The organism is Spiroplasma sabaudiense Ar-1343, assembly GCF_000565215.1.
In the GTDB taxonomy this organism is placed as follows: Bacteria; Bacillota_I; Bacilli_A; order Mycoplasmatales; family Mycoplasmataceae; genus Spiroplasma_B; species Spiroplasma_B sabaudiense.
On sequence record NZ_CP006934.1, the window covers coordinates 714,741 to 732,218 of the forward strand.

At 31.7% G+C, this 17,478-nt stretch carries 17 protein-coding genes; 4 read left to right on the forward strand and 13 right to left on the reverse strand.

Annotated features, from left to right (window positions below; genetic code table 4):
• Window positions 1-43 precede the first annotated feature (43 nt).
• From SSABA_RS03245 to SSABA_RS03265, 5 genes are all read right to left on the reverse strand, one after another.
• Window positions 44-1,096, reverse strand: coding sequence for an alpha/beta hydrolase (locus tag SSABA_RS03245; RefSeq protein ID WP_025251160.1), 1,053 nt, complete (start codon window positions 1,094-1,096; stop codon window positions 44-46).
• An 8-nt stretch (window positions 1,097-1,104) separates the two neighbouring features.
• Window positions 1,105-2,520 (reverse strand): NADP-dependent glyceraldehyde-3-phosphate dehydrogenase, encoded by a 1,416-nt coding sequence (locus tag SSABA_RS03250; protein ID WP_025251161.1) that lies wholly within the window; start codon window positions 2,518-2,520, stop codon window positions 1,105-1,107.
• A 63-nt stretch (window positions 2,521-2,583) separates the two neighbouring features.
• Entirely contained in the window at window positions 2,584-3,333 is a 750-nt protein-coding gene (locus tag SSABA_RS03255) for a TrmH family RNA methyltransferase (RefSeq protein ID WP_025251162.1), read from the reverse strand.
• A complete protein-coding gene (locus SSABA_RS03260) occupies window positions 3,326-4,339 on the reverse strand; it encodes a hypothetical protein (protein ID WP_025251163.1) in 1,014 nt (337 codons plus the stop codon). The genes SSABA_RS03255 and SSABA_RS03260 overlap by 8 nt, the downstream gene beginning before the upstream one ends.
• 13 nt (window positions 4,340-4,352) lie before the next feature.
• Window positions 4,353-4,859, reverse strand: coding sequence for a dUTP diphosphatase (locus SSABA_RS03265; protein ID WP_025251164.1), 507 nt, complete (start codon window positions 4,857-4,859; stop codon window positions 4,353-4,355).
• A gap of 207 nt (window positions 4,860-5,066) precedes the next feature.
• Here SSABA_RS03265 and SSABA_RS05000 point away from each other — a divergent pair, with 207 nt between their 5' ends.
• A complete protein-coding gene (locus SSABA_RS05000; protein WP_025251165.1) occupies window positions 5,067-6,140 on the forward strand; it encodes an oxidoreductase in 1,074 nt (357 codons plus the stop codon).
• 214 nt (window positions 6,141-6,354) lie between these two features.
• On the opposite strand, the gene SSABA_RS03275 is transcribed toward SSABA_RS05000, so the two are convergent.
• Together SSABA_RS03275 and SSABA_RS03280 are read right to left on the reverse strand one after the other, a co-directional pair.
• Window positions 6,355-7,638: a glucose-6-phosphate isomerase gene (locus tag SSABA_RS03275; RefSeq protein WP_025251166.1), complete on the reverse strand. Its 1,284-nt coding sequence runs from the start codon at window positions 7,636-7,638 to the stop codon at window positions 6,355-6,357.
• A 26-nt stretch (window positions 7,639-7,664) separates the two neighbouring features.
• Window positions 7,665-8,009 carry a S1 RNA-binding domain-containing protein gene (locus SSABA_RS03280; protein WP_025251167.1) on the reverse strand — a complete coding sequence of 115 codons (345 nt, stop codon included), beginning with the start codon at window positions 8,007-8,009 and terminating at the stop codon, window positions 7,665-7,667.
• 99 nt (window positions 8,010-8,108) lie between these two features.
• On the opposite strand from SSABA_RS03280, the gene SSABA_RS03285 reads away from it, so the two are divergent.
• Window positions 8,109-8,342: a NifU family protein gene (locus SSABA_RS03285; RefSeq protein ID WP_025251168.1), complete on the forward strand. Its 234-nt coding sequence runs from the start codon at window positions 8,109-8,111 to the stop codon at window positions 8,340-8,342.
• Here SSABA_RS03285 and SSABA_RS05005 read toward each other — a convergent pair.
• The 6 genes from SSABA_RS05005 to sufC are packed head-to-tail and all read right to left on the reverse strand — an operon-like array spanning window position 8,335 to window position 13,511.
• Complete coding sequence (locus tag SSABA_RS05005) at window positions 8,335-8,892, reverse strand: 5-formyltetrahydrofolate cyclo-ligase (protein WP_025251169.1); 558 nt, start codon at window positions 8,890-8,892, stop codon at window positions 8,335-8,337. The two genes, SSABA_RS03285 and SSABA_RS05005, sit on opposite strands and share 8 nt — an antisense overlap.
• A gap of 1 nt (window position 8,893) precedes the next feature.
• Window positions 8,894-10,306, reverse strand: coding sequence for a Fe-S cluster assembly protein SufB (sufB, locus tag SSABA_RS03295; protein ID WP_025251170.1), 1,413 nt, complete (start codon window positions 10,304-10,306; stop codon window positions 8,894-8,896).
• Entirely contained in the window at window positions 10,284-10,748 is a 465-nt protein-coding gene (locus SSABA_RS03300; RefSeq protein ID WP_025251171.1) for an iron-sulfur cluster assembly scaffold protein, read from the reverse strand. Before SSABA_RS03300 ends, sufB begins: the two co-directional genes overlap by 23 nt.
• 14 nt (window positions 10,749-10,762) lie before the next feature.
• The gene (locus SSABA_RS03305) at window positions 10,763-11,986 is read right to left on the reverse strand and encodes an aminotransferase class V-fold PLP-dependent enzyme (RefSeq protein ID WP_025251172.1); all 1,224 of its coding nucleotides are present in this window, start codon (window positions 11,984-11,986) and stop codon (window positions 10,763-10,765) included.
• Window positions 11,986-12,789 carry a SufB/SufD family protein gene (locus tag SSABA_RS05010; RefSeq protein WP_025251173.1) on the reverse strand — a complete coding sequence of 268 codons (804 nt, stop codon included), beginning with the start codon at window positions 12,787-12,789 and terminating at the stop codon, window positions 11,986-11,988. Before SSABA_RS05010 ends, SSABA_RS03305 begins: the two co-directional genes overlap by 1 nt.
• A complete protein-coding gene (gene sufC / locus SSABA_RS03315; RefSeq protein ID WP_025251174.1) occupies window positions 12,774-13,511 on the reverse strand; it encodes a Fe-S cluster assembly ATPase SufC in 738 nt (245 codons plus the stop codon). The genes SSABA_RS05010 and sufC overlap by 16 nt, the downstream gene beginning before the upstream one ends.
• A 162-nt stretch (window positions 13,512-13,673) precedes the next feature.
• Here sufC and SSABA_RS03320 point away from each other — a divergent pair, with 162 nt between their 5' ends.
• Window positions 13,674-15,842, forward strand: coding sequence for a hypothetical protein (locus tag SSABA_RS03320; RefSeq protein ID WP_025251175.1), 2,169 nt, complete (start codon window positions 13,674-13,676; stop codon window positions 15,840-15,842).
• Window positions 15,842-17,464 carry a lipoprotein gene (locus SSABA_RS03325; RefSeq protein WP_025251176.1) on the forward strand — a complete coding sequence of 541 codons (1,623 nt, stop codon included), beginning with the start codon at window positions 15,842-15,844 and terminating at the stop codon, window positions 17,462-17,464. The genes SSABA_RS03320 and SSABA_RS03325 overlap by 1 nt, the downstream gene beginning before the upstream one ends.
• Window positions 17,465-17,478: the final 14 nt, after the last annotated feature.

Below are 17,478 nucleotides of genomic sequence, written 5' to 3' on the forward strand. Positions count from 1 at the left end.
TTCTACTTTTAGATCATTTAGTAAAAAAACTTCTATAAAGTTTTTAAATTCTATTACGGTTTTCAATTGGGTTTTTGATTTCAAAAAAATCCAATATTGGCTGTAAATCAATTTTAGAATCTTCAAATCCATTAACAAAATTTAATATTAATTGTGATTGAGTTTCAAAATTTAATCTCGTTGATTGAGTATGGGATGAGTTATTAAAAGTATAAATTTCATTACCCGGAATCAACTTCTCTGAAAATATATATAAATCATAACTATCTGTTACCGGAGTGACAGCATCATATTTTCCGTGCAAAAATAGTGTCGGAGCTGCTGGAACTAATTTATCGATTTCTAATTTTTCAATTAAATTTGAGGCCCTAAGGTCGACATTATTATTTTTGTTTAATTTATCAATCAGTTTATTAATTCGTTTTTTAGCCATTTTTTTTGGTATCAGTTTTAAATATTGATTTTTAACTTTTCAAAAAAGCGTCTCAATTGAACCATAGGGAACATCAGCTATCGCAAACTTCAAGTTCACAGATCTTAATAAATCGGCATTAATAATATTATTATATTCTGTCACATAGGCACCCATACTTGTTCCCATAATACCTAAAGAGTCAATTTCTTTCTCGTTTTCCATTAATCAATTAAGAGTTGCTAAAAAATCAAGATGCTCTGTTGCTCCCATTGTAACTGGAGACTTACCACTATTACCATGATTTCTAAAATCATATGCAATAACATTGTAACCCATTTTAGTTAATATTAGAGCGTGGTACAATGATCAGTATTTATGACCACCAAATCAATGACTTCCAATAATTCATTTTTTAGAATCTGGATTTGGTTTATAAACCAAAGCTTCGATTTTAACATTATCACTTGATTCAAAGTTTACAATCGAAATATTTTCTTTATCATGGATTTTTAAGCATGGATTCTTATAAAACACATCCATTATTCGATTCATTCGATCAATATCTGGTAAATCATCTTTTTTGGTGTGATGTAATCTCATTCCAGCTGTTCGCTCTAAATTTTTATAAAGTCGATTAAAAAATCTTTGGACATGGTCCATTGTTGTTTTTTTTCTTTTCATATTTATCTTTATTTGTAATTAATTACAATTCCTTTAAATCTTGTCATACTTAGGAGTGCTTCTCTGACTCCTTGAACCCCCATCCCTGAATCTTTAATTCCTGAGAAAGGAAAACTATCAGGTCCTCTTTGGGATTTGCCATTTATATTTACAGTTCCACAATTAAGAGCTTTGGCAATTTTAATAGCCTGATTTATATCTCGGGAAAAAATACTTGCCTGTAATCCAAAATTTGATTCATTTGCAATTTCTATCATTTCACCAACGCTTTTTAGCCTTAAAATAGGTAATACTGGTCCAAACGGTTCTTCTCAAGCTAGTTTCATATCCTTTGTTACATAATCAACTAAAGTTGGTTCAAACATATTTTTTTTACGGTTTCCCCCAAATATAATTTTTGCCTTTTTTTCTTTGGCATCATCAACCAAAGTTTGAACAAATTCTGCTGATTTTTCATCAATCATCGGAACTATATCAGGATTATCATTTGGATAACCAACTTTTAGTTTTTTAACCTCTTTTAATAACAGCGGCACTAATTTATCAGCAATTTCATCTGTTGTTAAAACCCTCTTTATCGCTGTACACCTTTGACCAGAATAACCAAATGCTCCTGCAACAATTTCCTTGGCATTTATTTCTAAATTTTGATCATCCAAAACTAGAGCTGGATCTTTACCTCCAAGTTCTAAAACAAAGTCTTTTGTTTGAGAAATTGATTTTAAGTGTTCTCCAACTCCAACGCTACCCGTGAAAGAAATAAAATTAATTTGTGGATTGGCTGTAATTAAGTCACCAATCTCACGACCTCTTCCAGTGACTACATTAAAAATTCCTGGTGGCAAATTAGCTTCTAAACTTAGTTCCCCCAAGAAAGCTCCAACTAAGCTTCCAGCCGTGGCCGGCTTAAAAACAACTGTATTCCCGGTAACAAGAGCTGGAAAAATTTTAGCCAGTGATAAGTTAACTGGATAGTTGAATGGTGAAATCGCTAGAACAACACCTTTTGGGACACGTGAAAATACTCCCAATTTATTCTCAACGCCAAATTCTTCCCCGGTTAGTGCCAACGGATTTAACCGTTTAGCCTCTTCAAAAGTATAATCAATTAGCTCTAAAGTTCTTTGAACCTCTATTTGCGAATCTTTTAATCCTTTGGCAATTTCTAAGCTCATGATTTGAGCAATTTTTAGCGAATTGTTTTCAATTAAATCCCGAAATTTTTTTAAAACCATTATCCGGTCTAATAATTTTGTTTGAGACCATTTAAGCTGACTATTTCGAGCTACTTCAAAAGCTTCGCTAATTTCTTTTTCAGATAATGCTGTTACTCTACCTGCAACTTTTTGATCGCTTGGGTTTATAATTTCTAATCAGTTATCATTTAGTACTTTTTTTCCATTTATTATTGCTCTAAATTCCATTTGACTTTCCCCTTTTTCATATTATAACTTCAAAAAAATAAAATATTTTTTTTATTAAATAATTTAATTAAAAGTTAAGTTCATTATGATTGCCCCTGCAACACTGACATTCAAGGATTCTACTTGTTCATTCATCTCAATTACAAAATTAGTTGAAATAAATTTACTAATTATGGAACTCAAACCTTTGCCCTCGTTTCCCAGCAGCAAAACCTTTTTATTATTGCTGGTAATGCTTTCAAGTGGTGAACTTTTTTCGTGAATATTTGTCCCAATAATTTGATATTTTTTTGATCTAGCAATAGTCAAGAAGTCTACTAGATTCATAGTTTTTAAATTTGTCGAAAATATGTAACCCTGCGTTGACCTAATAACTTTTGGATTAAAAAAACTAACACAACTAGGTGATGCCACAATTGTTGAATAACCAAAGGCCTTTGCACTTCTAATTAAACTTCCCATATTACCAGGGTCTTGAATATCTTCTAAGACAAGAATATTATGGGTTCAATCAAATTCTTTTTCTTTAATTGCAACAACTCCAATGAAATTTTGAGGACTTTTAGTATCACTCAATTTTTTTATTATTTCTGGTGTCACTTCAAATTTTTCAACAAAATCAGGAACCCAATCAGGGGATGTCCCGTTTGTTAAAAGTTTGACTAATTGCTGATTTATAATTGCTTCTTTAATTAAATTTTCACCCTCAATGAGAAATAAGCCCTTCTCTTTTTGGAATTTGGCTTGCCTCAATAATAATAAATCTTGAATTAACTGGTTTGAAATCGCTGTGATTTTTGTTGCTTTAGTCATTAAATAAAAATCCTATCTTATATAATTTGTTTTCTGGATTTGCAAAGTTTTTACCTTTATACTTAGGATTTAAACACGGCATCACTACCAAAAAACGACATCGTCTAGGAGGTAATAGTAGTTTAGCCTGAATTACCTGCAATGCTGTAGTCTTACTTTTGTCCTTATTTTGCATTTTAATTTCATCATTTAAATCTTCAATATCTTTTTGGCCAGCAATCTTTATCATAATATTAATTTTATTTTTGACATACCATTTTTCAATTTTTACATATTCTTCATAAGTAAATAATTTGAAATCATGATTGCTGCTAATAAAGCGATTTCTATCAAAATTCACATCAACCACATAGTCCCTAAATAGGTTAACTCCGGTTTTACCCTTTGACATTAAGTTATGGACCTTATTAATAAAGTCTTCAAACTCAACAAAACCATATCCGATAAAAGAATTACCTTGCCAGACATGCTTGTATTTTGGACTTTTTAAATTAATGGGTTCTTGGAATTCTAAGGCATTAACTCAAAAACGATTATTACTTCCATCAATAAATAATTCATAACCAAATTTGCGATCTTTTAAAATTACTAATTTGGGCGTAGCTGAAATTACTTTTTCTTTAAATTCATGAAAAATAGTTTTTATCTGCTTATCGGTAAATTTTAAAAAGATTTTTGGCTCTTTTGTAATATTTATCTTTGCTTTATTGCGATTAAAATCAGCTTTTGCTGCTTTCAAAGACTCTAGGGCCCAGCCGCGGTTATAAATGTTATTAAAAGATTTTTTATCGGGATAAATAGTATTATCTTCTTGCTCACAATTATTATCAACACTATTCTGGTCAGCTGAATTTTCTTCAAAAATCTTGGGTGGCTCTAAGTTTTCAGTGACTTCACTGGTGATATTGATATTTTCAATTGTGACAGTTGAATCTAAACTCAAATTTGGACGTTTAGAAATATCAATATCAACTTCTTCGTTCTTCAAACGCTTTTTGTAACTCATTTAGGACCCCCTTCTAATAGTTTTCTTCTTGGCGATTAAAATTAATTTTATTTTTTTTATTATAGGCTCCAATTATTTCTTCTTCTGTAAAGTCGAAAGCTTGCGAAATAGTTAAAAAATCTCTTAGTAAATTTTGATAGTTAAAAACTGTCTTATCTAAAATATAGCTTGCAAGTGATTGAATAATATTAAAATAAATAATTTCAATTGACAAATTTTTGTTGAAAGTGGCCGCTGGATATTCTAAAAAATTATAACCAACTTCATTACCAATACTTACAATGAAATGAATTCCATCAATGTATTCTTCTAGTAAAACACTTCTCTCACTTGAAGGTTTTTGCGATCAAAATTTGAAGCTCTTTTCTTCATTTATAAACTCACCAAGTTCGACAAAAAAGGCAATAATTTTTTTATTACTTATTGTTGAATCAAACTTAATATTTTTCTTTTTATAAATAAAGTCATCAAGACGACGTTGTTGTTGTGCGAGAAAATGTAAAATTTCAGGTTTAAGCATAATTTACTCCTTTAAAGTTATAAAATAAGGTTTTAAAGTTCCAAAATAATATAAAATGGATTACCCTTAAACTTATTTTAAATGATTTTTGACAATTTACTATATTTAAAATTGAATTAGTTTGTCAGGTTTTTATTTAATTGCTTTTAAAGCGCAATTCCTCTATTATTATTCTACGCAAACAAGGCGTAATGAAAGGTACTTTTTATGAAAAAAATAACAGATAAAATTGAAATAACACCTGGAAGATTTGCAAGAAATCGAATTGTAATGCCTCCAATGGACACTTTAATGGCCAGTGATGGTTTTGCCACAGATTTTCATATCCAACATTATGGATCGCGTGCATATGGGGGTACTGGAACAATCATTGTTGAATCAACAGCTGTATCACCTGAAGGTAAAATTAGAGAAAAAGACTTAGGACTTTGAAAAGATGCCCAAATCGCACCACTGGCCAAAGTAGTTGACATTGTTCATCAAGGTGGGGCCGTGGTCGGGGTTCAGTTAAACCATGCTGGAGCCAAGGCCGAGTTGGAAATTGAAACAATTGGGGTTACCAACTATTTCAACTATTTAAACCAAACTAAACTAAAAATGGCTACAAAAGCTGATTTACAAAGAATTGAAAATGACTTTATTGATGCTGCCAAGAGAGCAAAAAAAGCAGGCTTTGACTTTGTTGAATTGCACGCCGCTCATGGATATCTCTTAAATGAGCTTTATCACCCGCTTTTAAACGAGATTGATAAAAATTCAGAATTGATAGTTAGATCACAAATGATAATATCAATTGCAAAGCGGATAGCTGAAGAAGTTCAAATTACTGTTGGGATTCGTCTTTCTGTTGAAGATGATATTGATGAATCACCTTTAAAAATTACTGATATGAAACCGCTAATTGAAGCTTTAAATAATTTTGTTTCCTATTTTCACATATCAAGTGGAGCCACAATTGGTATTGTTGATAATGCTAAATTAATTAAAAACGCTGGAACCAAATTATTTAGAATTACCTATGCCAATGAGATTGCAAAATGAACAGATAAAAAACTCATAGTTGTTGGTAACTTTCAAACAAGAGCTGATATTGAAATTGCTTTAAAAAATGACATTGACCTAGTCGCAATTGGAAGAGAACAAATTTTCAATCCAAATATTACAATAAATAACTTACTAAGTGCTCAGGAATTAGACAATAATTTGTATCACTGAAATAACAATATTTGATGAAGTCCACAAAATTATAAAAAACTGATAGAAGATTTAGATAAAAAATAATTAAGCTCTATTAGAAAATTAAAAATCATAGTTAAAAAGTCCAATCATTAGATGATTGGACTTTTTGATTTGGTTGATGAAATTTGCCAGATTATTAAATAAAAAAAATGAGACCATAGTCTCATTTTACAACTCTTAAAATAATTGTTCGTTGCGAACTAATGCTAAGAATATGTTTCCTACTGAAAATTGTTAATAATCATTAAAGATCTAGTTATTTCTTACCCAAAAGTTTGAACATATTTTTTTTGTAAATCTCAACACCTGGTTGGTTGAAGGGATTTACATCCAATAGGTAAGCGCTCATCGCACAAGCTTTCATAAATCAATAAGAAATATAACCAAATGCTTTTGCACTCATTTCTTCTATCTCTAAAATGATATTTGGAATTCCTCCATCATTTGCATGAGCATCAATAACTCCTTCAAGAGCAGTTAAATTTACCTCATGAAATGATTTCGAATAAAGGTAATTTAGTTCATCAAGATTAATTTCATCTTTTGGAATCTCTAAATTTAGAAGAGGATTTTTAATTTTTAAAACTGTTTCAAACAGAAGCCCTTTTGTACCGTCTTGAATAAATTGGCCTAGCGAATGTAAATCAGTTGAGAAAACAACACTTGTTGGCAATAGACCTTTGTTGTCTTTACCCTCTGATTCTCCAAATAATTGTTTTCATCACTCTGTAAACATTTGCATTTGTAATTCGTAAGATACAAGTGTCTCCACCTTATAACCCATTTTTGTATTTAAAACATAGCGTGCCACAGCATACTGATAAGCTGAATTATTTGCAAGTGAATCTCCTGAAATTTCTTTCATGGCTGATTTGGCACCTGCTAAAATTTCGTCAGTGTTGACTCCAGCAACAAGTAGTGGAAAAATACCAACAGGAGTTAATACACTAAATCTTCCACCGATATCATCTGGAATAACAAAGGTTTTATAAGACTTGGCATCTGCCATAGTTTTTAAAGCTCCTTTGCTTTTATCTGTAATTGCAACAATTAGTTCTGATGCGGCTTTAGCACCAACTTTTTTGATAAGTAAGTTTTCAAAAACACGAAATGCGATTCCCGGTTCAGTTGTTGTCCCCGATTTGGAAATGTTAACAATTCCAAAATTCTTATTTTCTAAATATTCAAGAACCTGTTTTGTGTATGTTGAAGAAATAGTATTTCCCACATAAACTAACTTACACCCATCTTTTGGGTATAATCCTCGAATCATCTCATCCGCTGCTCTGGAACCTAAATAACTTCCCCCGATTCCAACAACCACGAGTATCTCAATTTTTTTACTTAAAGTATGAGCAACTTTTTTCATTTCCTCATACTCGACTTGGTCAAATTTTTCTGGCCAATCTAGTCAGCCCAGAAATTCTGATCCAGACCCTGTTTTTTCAACAATCTGATCATTTATTTTTTTGACCAACTTCTCATCAATTAAATTTTTCAGGTTTTCTAATTTTGCATGTTTTAAATCGACTTTAATCATTTTATTTCTCCAAATTTATAGTTATTTTAGTTGTTGTTGATTGAATCATCAATACTATCTTCTAGTCTTGAAAAACCGTCGCCAGTTTCTTGGATTTTATTTTCTGAACCTTTTAATAATTCAGGGTGTAAAGCTTTATAACTTAATTTAACTTGCTTTTTGGGTGCATCAAATTCAAGTACTTGAACTTCAATTACATCACCAATTGCAAAGAAACTATTTATATCTCTTACAAAAAAGTCTGATAACTCACTGATGTGGATTAATCCTTTTGCAATTAACTCTCCATCTTCAGTATAAACTTCTGAGAATACACCATAATTTACAATACTAGTAACTTTAGCATTAATAATCTGTCCTTTGTTTAACATTTTAATTTCCTCCATTTTTATTATAAACCGAATTTCCGAAAAAACTCTACTTTTATGTAAATTAATTTATAATTAGATTAACAATTTAGAGGAAAAAAAATGAGTGAAATTTCAAAGAAAATTGAAGATAAAATTAATGAACTAAAGTTTTTTGTTCAACAAGATGGTGGAGATATGGAATTTGTCGCATATAAAGACCGTACAGTTTATCTTCGACTAATGGGAAATTGCATTGGTTGTGGTTTAGTTGATGTTACTTTCCGCGAGGGTATTGAAATGATAATGTTAGAAGAATTTCCACATGACGTTGATGGAATTGATATTGTTATGTAAGCTTTGGAATAATTATTTGGTCAAGCCTTACATCATTAACAGAAATAGGCAGTTGGTTTTTTGATTGTTGCCAAGAAAAACCCAGGCCAACTTTTAACACTTTATCAGAAATACTTGACAATAGGCGATCATAATAGCCCTTGCCTCGACCTAATCGGTTATTTAGATTATCAAATGCAACCAAAGGAACGAAAAATACCTCTATTGTAGATAAAGGTACTTCGGTAATTTTTTTAGGTTGATTAACACTAAATTTGTGATGTTTTTCAATTTCGTTTTCCAAGTTTAGAATTTGGTAAAAAGTCATTGTAAAATCTTCATTAATTCGCGGACAAGCCACTAAAATATTTTGTTGGAAACAATAGTTAATTATCGCGGTTGTACCAACTTCTCTTGGATTGGAAATGTAAATTCCAATTACTTTAAAATTAGAATTTTTAATTAAGGTGATTGCTTCTTTAGCAATTACCTCGGATTCTTTTTCAATTTCAGCGGTTGTTTTGCTGCTTGAAAGCTGTTGAAATTGAAGACGAAGTTGTTTTTTTAACAATTTACCCTACCGAACCTTCCATGTCCATTCTAATTAACTGATTTAATTCCACAGCATATTCTAGAGGCAACTCCTTTGTAAACGGTTCAATAAAGCCCATTACAATAATTTCTAGAGCCTCAAGTTCAGTCAAGCCCCGACTCATCAAATAAAATAGTTGTTCCTCGCTAACTTTTGATACTGTGGCTTCATGTTCAATTTGACTACGGTTATTTTCAACCTTATTTTTAGGAATTGTGTCAGAATGCGATTGATTATCTAAAATAAGCGTGTCGCACTCTACTCTAGCTTTTGAATCTGTTGCATTAGGACCAATATAGACTAAACCACGATAGTTAGCAGTACCACCTTGAAAAGTGATTGATTTAGAAATAATTTTGGATTTAGTTTCCTTTCCGAAATGAATCATTTTCCCACCAGCATCTTGGTAAACTCCATTTTTAGCAACCGCAATTGAAATTGTATCTCCTTGAGCTCGGTCACCCTTTAAAATACACGAAGGGTACTTCATATTTATCTTTGAACCAATGTTACCATCAACTCATTCCATTCTTCCATCTTCTTCAACTAGACTTCTTTTTGTCACTAAATTTAAGACATTATCACTTCAATTTTGAACAGTTGTGTAACGTAAATTACTGCGTTTACCAACAAAAAGTTCAACCGTTGCTGCATGAAGATTATTTTTTGAGTAAATCGGAGCTGTACAACCTTCAATATAATGAAGACTTGCATCATCATCAACTATTATTAGAGTTCGTTCGAATTGTCCAGCCGCTTGATAGTTTATTCTAAAATAGGCTTGCAATGGTTTTTCTAATTTAACACCTTTGGGGATATAAATAAATGTTCCCGCCGACCAAACAGCTCCATTTAGTGCTGCATACTTGTTGTCATCGTTTGCAATTAGTGTTCCAAAGTATTTTTTAAAAAGTTCTGGATGTTCTCGTAGAGCGGTGTCGCAATCTGAAAATATTACCCCCTGGTCCTCAACTTCTTTAAGCATTTTTGTATAAACCGGGGTAGCATCTCACTGGGCATTAATACCAATTAAAAAATCTTTTTCAGCTTGAGGAATTCCAAGACGGTCAAAAGTATTTTTAATTGAGTCTGGGATTTCATCTCAATTTGAAGCTGATGCATTTGTTCCTTGACTAAAATAGCAATAATCTTGAAAATTAATGAAATTTAAATCTGGCCCAAAACTTGGTTGCCCCATTGCTTGAAATTTTTTGAAGCTATCGAGACGATAGTCCAACATTCACTTAGGTTCATTTTTATGTTTTGAAATTTGCTCAATAATTTTTTCATTAATTCCCATTGCAGTTTTATAAACTGAAACTTCACCTTCGTTAAATCCGTACTTATACTTGCTAATTTCTTGAATTGTTTTAGTTTGTTTTAAAGGTTTCATGATTTAACTCCTTCTGTTTGCTAATTAAATTTTTTAAACCATTTGCTCCCAGCAAAGCACAGGCAACTCGATTTCCTTGTTTGCCAACATTGACAAAAGCTATCAATTCTTCAAGGCTTTCCTCGCTATAGGATTGGTTGCTAATTAAATTATAGTAATTGGTTAATATTTCAAGTCCCTTATCTAAGGTTTGATTATGTAACTGTTCTGCTAAGATATCAGTTGACGCTGAAGAAATTGCACAACTTGTTCCAGACCATTTTACAAAAGAAATTATATTTTTATCAAAAAGCACTTCTAAAGTTATTTCATCACTACAAGTTGAACTACTTTGTAATTCTTGAATAGCTGCTAAATCATTTACCAATCCCTTATGGTCGGGTTCAAGAAAGTGTTGCATTATGATTTGACGCATCATAATTTTATCATTTTTATCGTACATAAGAACCTCCCTCTCTAAACTATGGCTTCAAGAAAATTATCACTATTTAAAATCGCCTCAAATAACTTGTCAATTTCTGCTGTCGTATTAAAAAATGCAAAACTTGCTCTTACACTTGTGGGAGCTATATTTTGATTTTGCACAATCCGAGCACAATGACTTCCTGATCGAACTTGAATTTTATACTTTACTCACAAAAATGTTGCAATGTCTTGAGGGTTATAATTGCGAATATTGAATGTTAATATTGGTCCATCATTTTCCAAATTGTAAAAAGTTGCTAAATCACTTGGAATATTTTTTGCCTTTATAATCGCATAATTTTTTAGTTTTTTTTCATATTTTGCAATATTGGCAATTCCAATACTTTGAACAAACTCAATTGCTTTAAGAAAGCCATAAATTGCTGAGATGTTAGGAGTTCCCCCTTCAAGGCGTTCGGGTAGAGGTTTCATTTTAAAACCAATTCCTTCTAAATCCACTGAATCACTCATTGCTCCACCAAAAAATAGTGGTGTTAATTTTTCCAACTGTGGTTTTTTACCTCAAAGTATTCCTGTTCCAAATGGCGCAAAAATTTTATGACCAGAAAAGGCGATAAAGTCCGCATCCCAATCACTCAAATCCGTTTTATGATGACCAATTGACTGAGCAGCATCAACAACAATTATGATTTCTTTATTAACCTTGCGAATTGCTTTATTAATAAGTGCGACATCATTTAAGGCTCCAATTACATTTGTTGAGCTGGCATAAACAATAATTTTAGTTCTGTCAGTAATTTTGGTTAATAATTCTTTAATGACAATTTTACCATGGTCATTTTCAGTTAATAGTTTGATTTTTGCTTTTTGTCGATTGGCAACTTCAATAAATGGTAATAATGCTGCTGAGTGTTCTAAACTTGTTGTTAAAATTTCATCACCAGGGTTAATAAAACTTTGTAGTCCAAATGCCACTTGATTTAAACTGTGAGTGGCTCCAGAAGTTAAAATAAAGGAACTATTTTTTGGAGCATTTAAAAACTCTGAAAGTCGTTCTCGTAGCTGAGTAATCATTTGAGTTGCCTCAAATGCTTGCTTGTAGTCTTGGGTATGGGGGTTTGCTGCAAAAAACCTATTGTAGTTAGCTTCTGCATTAATAACAACTTCTGGTTTTAGACTGGTTGCGGCATTATCAAAATAAATAATGTCCTCTTGGTTTTGCAAGTATGGGAATAATTTAGCATAAGGTTCCATTAGTTGATTTTCTCCTTTAAGCCTTCAAGAATAATCTGCGCATATTCAGGATTGTGGATTTTAATTGTCTCTAAAATTGGGTCAAAATAACCTAAAATTAAAAGTTCTTGGGCTTCAATTTTACTTAGACCACGCGAGTTTAAATAAAATATTTGCTCTTGATCTAGCATTCCAATGGCATTAGCATGACTTGCAACAATATCATTTTCATCAATTAATAAAATTGGGTCGGAATGAGCTTTTGCGGTTGAATCAAGAATTAGTAGTCGCAGTTCTTGATGGGCTTCAGAGTTTGTTGAACCTTTACGAATATCACTTGCACACTTCACCAATCCTAGGGCATAATCTTTAATTATTGTGTAGCTTACAATATCACTTGTAGTATTACGAGCAAGATGAACCGGATTAATAAAAATTTTCTTCTCAAACTTTTGAGCAGCAATCACCGCACTATAAAAATTAAGTGAACTATTTGGCTCTTTTAAATTAATTAAAGCCTCAAATTCAATATTTTGGTTACTTAAATCAGCATATTTTAAATTTAAATGGGCATTTTCTTCTAAATTAATTTGGCAAATAATTTTAGCCTCATTTTCATAACTACCTGAGTTATCAACAATAATAACTAATTCTAATTTTGTATCACGTTTAACATTTATTTTGAGATTTTGATGTTGAGAATTTAAATTAATAAAACTTGTTTGGGATTGAGAATATTCGATTAGGCTTTGGTCTTGCACTCTTAAATCAAAATGATTTGGTAACGAATTTTTTTTAAAAACTGGGTTTAACTTTTGGCTCATGAGTATCCCTCTTTATTAATTTTATCTATAATATCACTACCTCCCGAAATCACAATTTTACCATCAATAATAACATGGGCGTGAGTTGGCTGAATTTTGTTAAAAAACCTATCATAGTGCGAGACAATTACCATTCCAATTGCCGCCTTGGTTTCAGAATTCAAGTTTTGCGAGACAATTTCTAGGGCATCCACATCAAGTCCAGAGTCAATTTCATCAATTAAAGTAAACTTTGGGTTTAATAGCTTCATCTGTAAAATTTCGTTTTTTTTCTTTTCTCCCCCAGAAAAGCCATCATTTACTGAACGCTTTAGCATGCTTACATCAAAGTTCAAATCTTTTGCTGCGCTTTTTATGTCTGCAAATATTTTTGGCAGTTTTTGTTTCTCTTGGGAATGAGCGTTCACAATGTACTTTAAAAATTCTAAATTGCTAACCCCTTGAATAGTTTGAGGATTTTGTAATGCCAAAAACAATCCTTCGCGACTACGTTCATCCACTGGAAGGTCCAAAATTGATTTTCCGTCTAAGAGAATATCTCCTTTAGTAATTTCATATTTTGGATGTCCCATTATTGCCATCAATAATGTCGATTTCCCGTTACCATTTGGTCCCATTAAGGCATGAATTTCACCGGTTTCAACCACTAAATTGATTCCTTTTAAAATTGTTTTTGAATCAATTGCTACATGTAGGTTTTTAATTTCTAATTTATGCTTCATTTTTATAATTCCCCGCTTCTACTTTTTTAAGATATCTATCTAATTATTATGTATTATTTTTAGAATTTTTTATCTTTTTTTTAGTAAAAAAGCATATTATAAGCAAATTTTAATTTATAATTAAAGTTGTATAATTATTTTTAAAGAAAGAAGGAGTTTTAAATGAAGAAACTAATGAGTATACTTGCATCAGCTGCACTAATTTCTGGAGCTGCGGGGACAGTGGTTGCTTGTACGGGAAAATACGAAAGAGAACAAAACGGTAACTCAATCTTGGCTTATTTAACAATAAATGGGAAAAAAGTTGCAATTGACTCAAGTCACGTTTTAATGGAAATGATTAATGAGTCAGGTCCAACAAACAGAAATAAATTTATTTTAGATATTTTAAAAATTCTAAATACCTCATTTTTTGTTAATGCTGAGGAGTTTCAAAATTCAGTTGAAGGGAAAACCGAGTATCAAAATGATAATATGGTCAAAGCTTTAAGTGATCGTTATGTAATTATTAAAGAAGAAGCTGAACGCCAAATCAGCGAAGAACGCAAAAAATATAAAGAAGATTATGGTAAAAAAGCTACTGCTAAATGATATGAGATGTTAGAAGCTAAATTCAAAGGAATTACTGACCGTGATGAATTAGATGCTAAATACTTCCAAAGCATTATAATTGGTGGAAGCAAAAATACTACATCGGAATTAATTGATATGCTTTTAAACAGTAATCAGCTAACTTATACTTTTAAAAATCGTCTTGATATTATTAATCAAGAAATGTTGGATTTAAGAACTTATGTTGCCAAAGGTAAAACTGTTAGCGACTACTATAAAGATGAGTCAAAAGCTTCAAAAGTGTTGCTTCTATGAAACGCAAGCGGTCAAGCTGGTGACGCCTTTGCTCAAAAAATTGAAGATGTTTCAGAAAGCGCATTTACAAGCCACTTTGATTTAGAAGAGATTGATACCAAACTTATTTTAAATAATGCTCCCACTGATGCGAGTGCTTATGCAAGAAACACAACAGCTCGTGGAATGATTTCAAACTCACAACGCTTTTTTATCGATAAATACTTTAATTATCAAAAACCCGTTGCTTTAAGTGAGATTACCTTCCCATTTGACACTAACCAAAAATTTGAAGATGGAATAACTGCAGATGACTTTGGAGTTGCAACTGATAAAACTTCAGAATTAGGGAAAAATATTAATCAATTTTTAGAGGGTAAAACCAATGCAAGTATTGCATTTTGAGATGATGCCCTAGATGCCACTATTCCAAGTGGAACCGCTAAAAGATATGATACCCTATTAACTCTTGATGCTTCAACAGAGGTTTTCTCAAATACTTTAAGAACTGCTGTTTATGAGTATTTAAGCACTAATAAATCTCCTAGTGCAGCAACCAACGGAGCTGATTTAGTTGCTAAAATTAATCGTAATGCCGCAGATAAGGTTTACACAGTTTTAGACGACGGAATTATCGCTTTTGCTGAAACTGATGGTTTACACTTCGTAAGAATCGAAGGTTACAATTTCTTAAAAGAAGCTACTTGAAACTCAAAAGATGGTACTGGTGCTCCTGGAACCAACGATAAAGAATTAGCAGCTTTTGATGATTTTTGAAATAATAAAAATGATAGTGAGAGAATCGCTGCAATGCGAGACACCACAAGTCAAACATATAAAAATTTAAATAGTAATATTAAAAACGAATACTTAAAATTTTTATTAAATAGTTCATTGACAAAAGGACTGACAGGATCCAAAACACAATTTGATTTAATGAGTCAAATAAAAAATTACGTTAAAATTGAAGAACCATCTGCGGGTGAAGGAACTTATGTTTGATGGACTGCAATTTTGGAGTACTTTGAATACATGATGCAAGCACCTGAAACAAGTAACCCAGAAAAATATAATGAGGTCTTTTTAGGAAAATTCTTGACATTTGGTGATGCCAAAAGCGAGAATAGCGTTAATGATATTGCTTTAAAAATGCAAGATTGATTTATTAGTCATATTGGTTCGGCAAAATCAACTGCTGCAGGAACTCCGCTAACAACTCATGCTGAAAACCAAAAAGCTTGAGAGAAAACCACTAAGTCATCAGTTGCTTCAGGAACTGGTTATCCAGAACACGTAGTTGGTGATAATATTGATAATATTATTGCTTCAAAACGATTTGGCCTACCAGAAAATATGACAACTTCAGCTACTGAGGAGTCAAAAATTTTAACTGCTGGTCTTGGATATGAGAAAATGCAAAATCAAGATTTTAACATTTATTACAATAATAATAGTTACGCCGTATTTTTGGGAGGTAAATGATAATGAGAAAATTATTAGGTCTTTTAGCATCGGTTTCTTTAACCGCCTCTACAGCCGCAACTGTAGTTGCCTGTGATACTAATAAACGTATCACAGAAGCTAAATTAAACGAAGAAACATTACGTGCTTTATTGGCTTCTGTTTTTGGTGATGCAAGTGCAGCTTCAATTGATTTTGGTGATATTTTCAATAGTGGTGATATTTCTAAATCATTATTACAAATTATTAACTTAATGATTGCCCAAGATAACTATCATCGAGCAAATAACAATTTATTAGAAGGCTTAGGACTAGAAAAAAACGAAGTTGAAGAGTCACTTGCCAATTTCAACTTATTAAATGATTCAATTGCCGCTGATAAACTTTATACTGATTATACTAAGAGTATTTCAGGAACCTCAAGTACTCAAGCTCTTGATTACAGCATTCGTCGTCAAAGTTATTCTCTAAACTCCCAAGCAATCTCACTAATGGTTGATGGTGAAGCTAAAACTTTTGCCAGTGTTGGAGTCCAATTACCAGATGGTAAATTGTGACATATTCGAAATGAACTATCAACAAGTAATTACGAACAAAATATCCCAACCGCTAAACAGTTGAGTTCAGATGGATTTAAACTAGTTGATTTAAGTCAAGGAGCAAGTACTGTAATTGCTGGATATGATAACTTAAGCGGTCGTGACGCTTTAAAATACCGCTTTAATGACTGATTTGTTAACGAAATTCAAAAGAAAATTATTGAAAATTTACTATCGATGTCTCGTCAAATCCCAGAAACATTTAGAATCGGAAATAGTAGTGAATCATCAAAAAAAGCCGCCTATTTTAATCGATACTCTTCAGTTGGTAAGTATTCACAAACTTGAAATACTTCAACCACACCATGAACCTCAAATGTTAAAATGGTTTGAGAGTTATCTTTCAAAAATAATCAATTTAAAAAATTTAGTGATTTAATTGAGAGTTCTGCTGTAAAAGAATTAATTGATGTGAACTCTGGAATCTTAAAAGCAGACAAGTCAATTAAGGATTTGATCGCCGCCTTTTCAACTTTAGAAAATGTTACAGAAGATGGGGATGACCCTTATTTACACCAATCAGGTTTCAAAGGATTTATTAGTTTTAAAGACGGAGAAATTTATGGAACAAATAACTTAGATGCTGAATTTAAATATAAAACAGCCCTTCTAGGAGCCAATGAGCCTGGAATGCTATCTGAAAACGGTCACCTTTATTTCCAAGGGGCCAAGAGTGATGAAATTTCGCTAGTATTTGTTTTACCAGTTTATTTAATTGAACTATTAAAAGATTATGAAATTAAAACAAACGCTAACGATGAAGAAGGTGCCAAAGTTAATTTGGGTCCAAGTGCTACAAACGCTAACCAATATCAAGATATTTGAAACCAAGAACAAAACATTAAAAAACATAGTAAAGATATTAATGAGTTATCTCGAGAAGAGAAAAACAATATGATTAATCAATTTCAATACATTGTTTCTCAAAATGCTGATGTTCTAGCTGAATCAAAAACAGCCCTATATTCACTTTACTTAGATGCTGATGACATCTTATACTCAAGTTTATGAGATGAAATTAGTAAATACATTAAAGATGAAGAATAGTAATTCAAAACAAC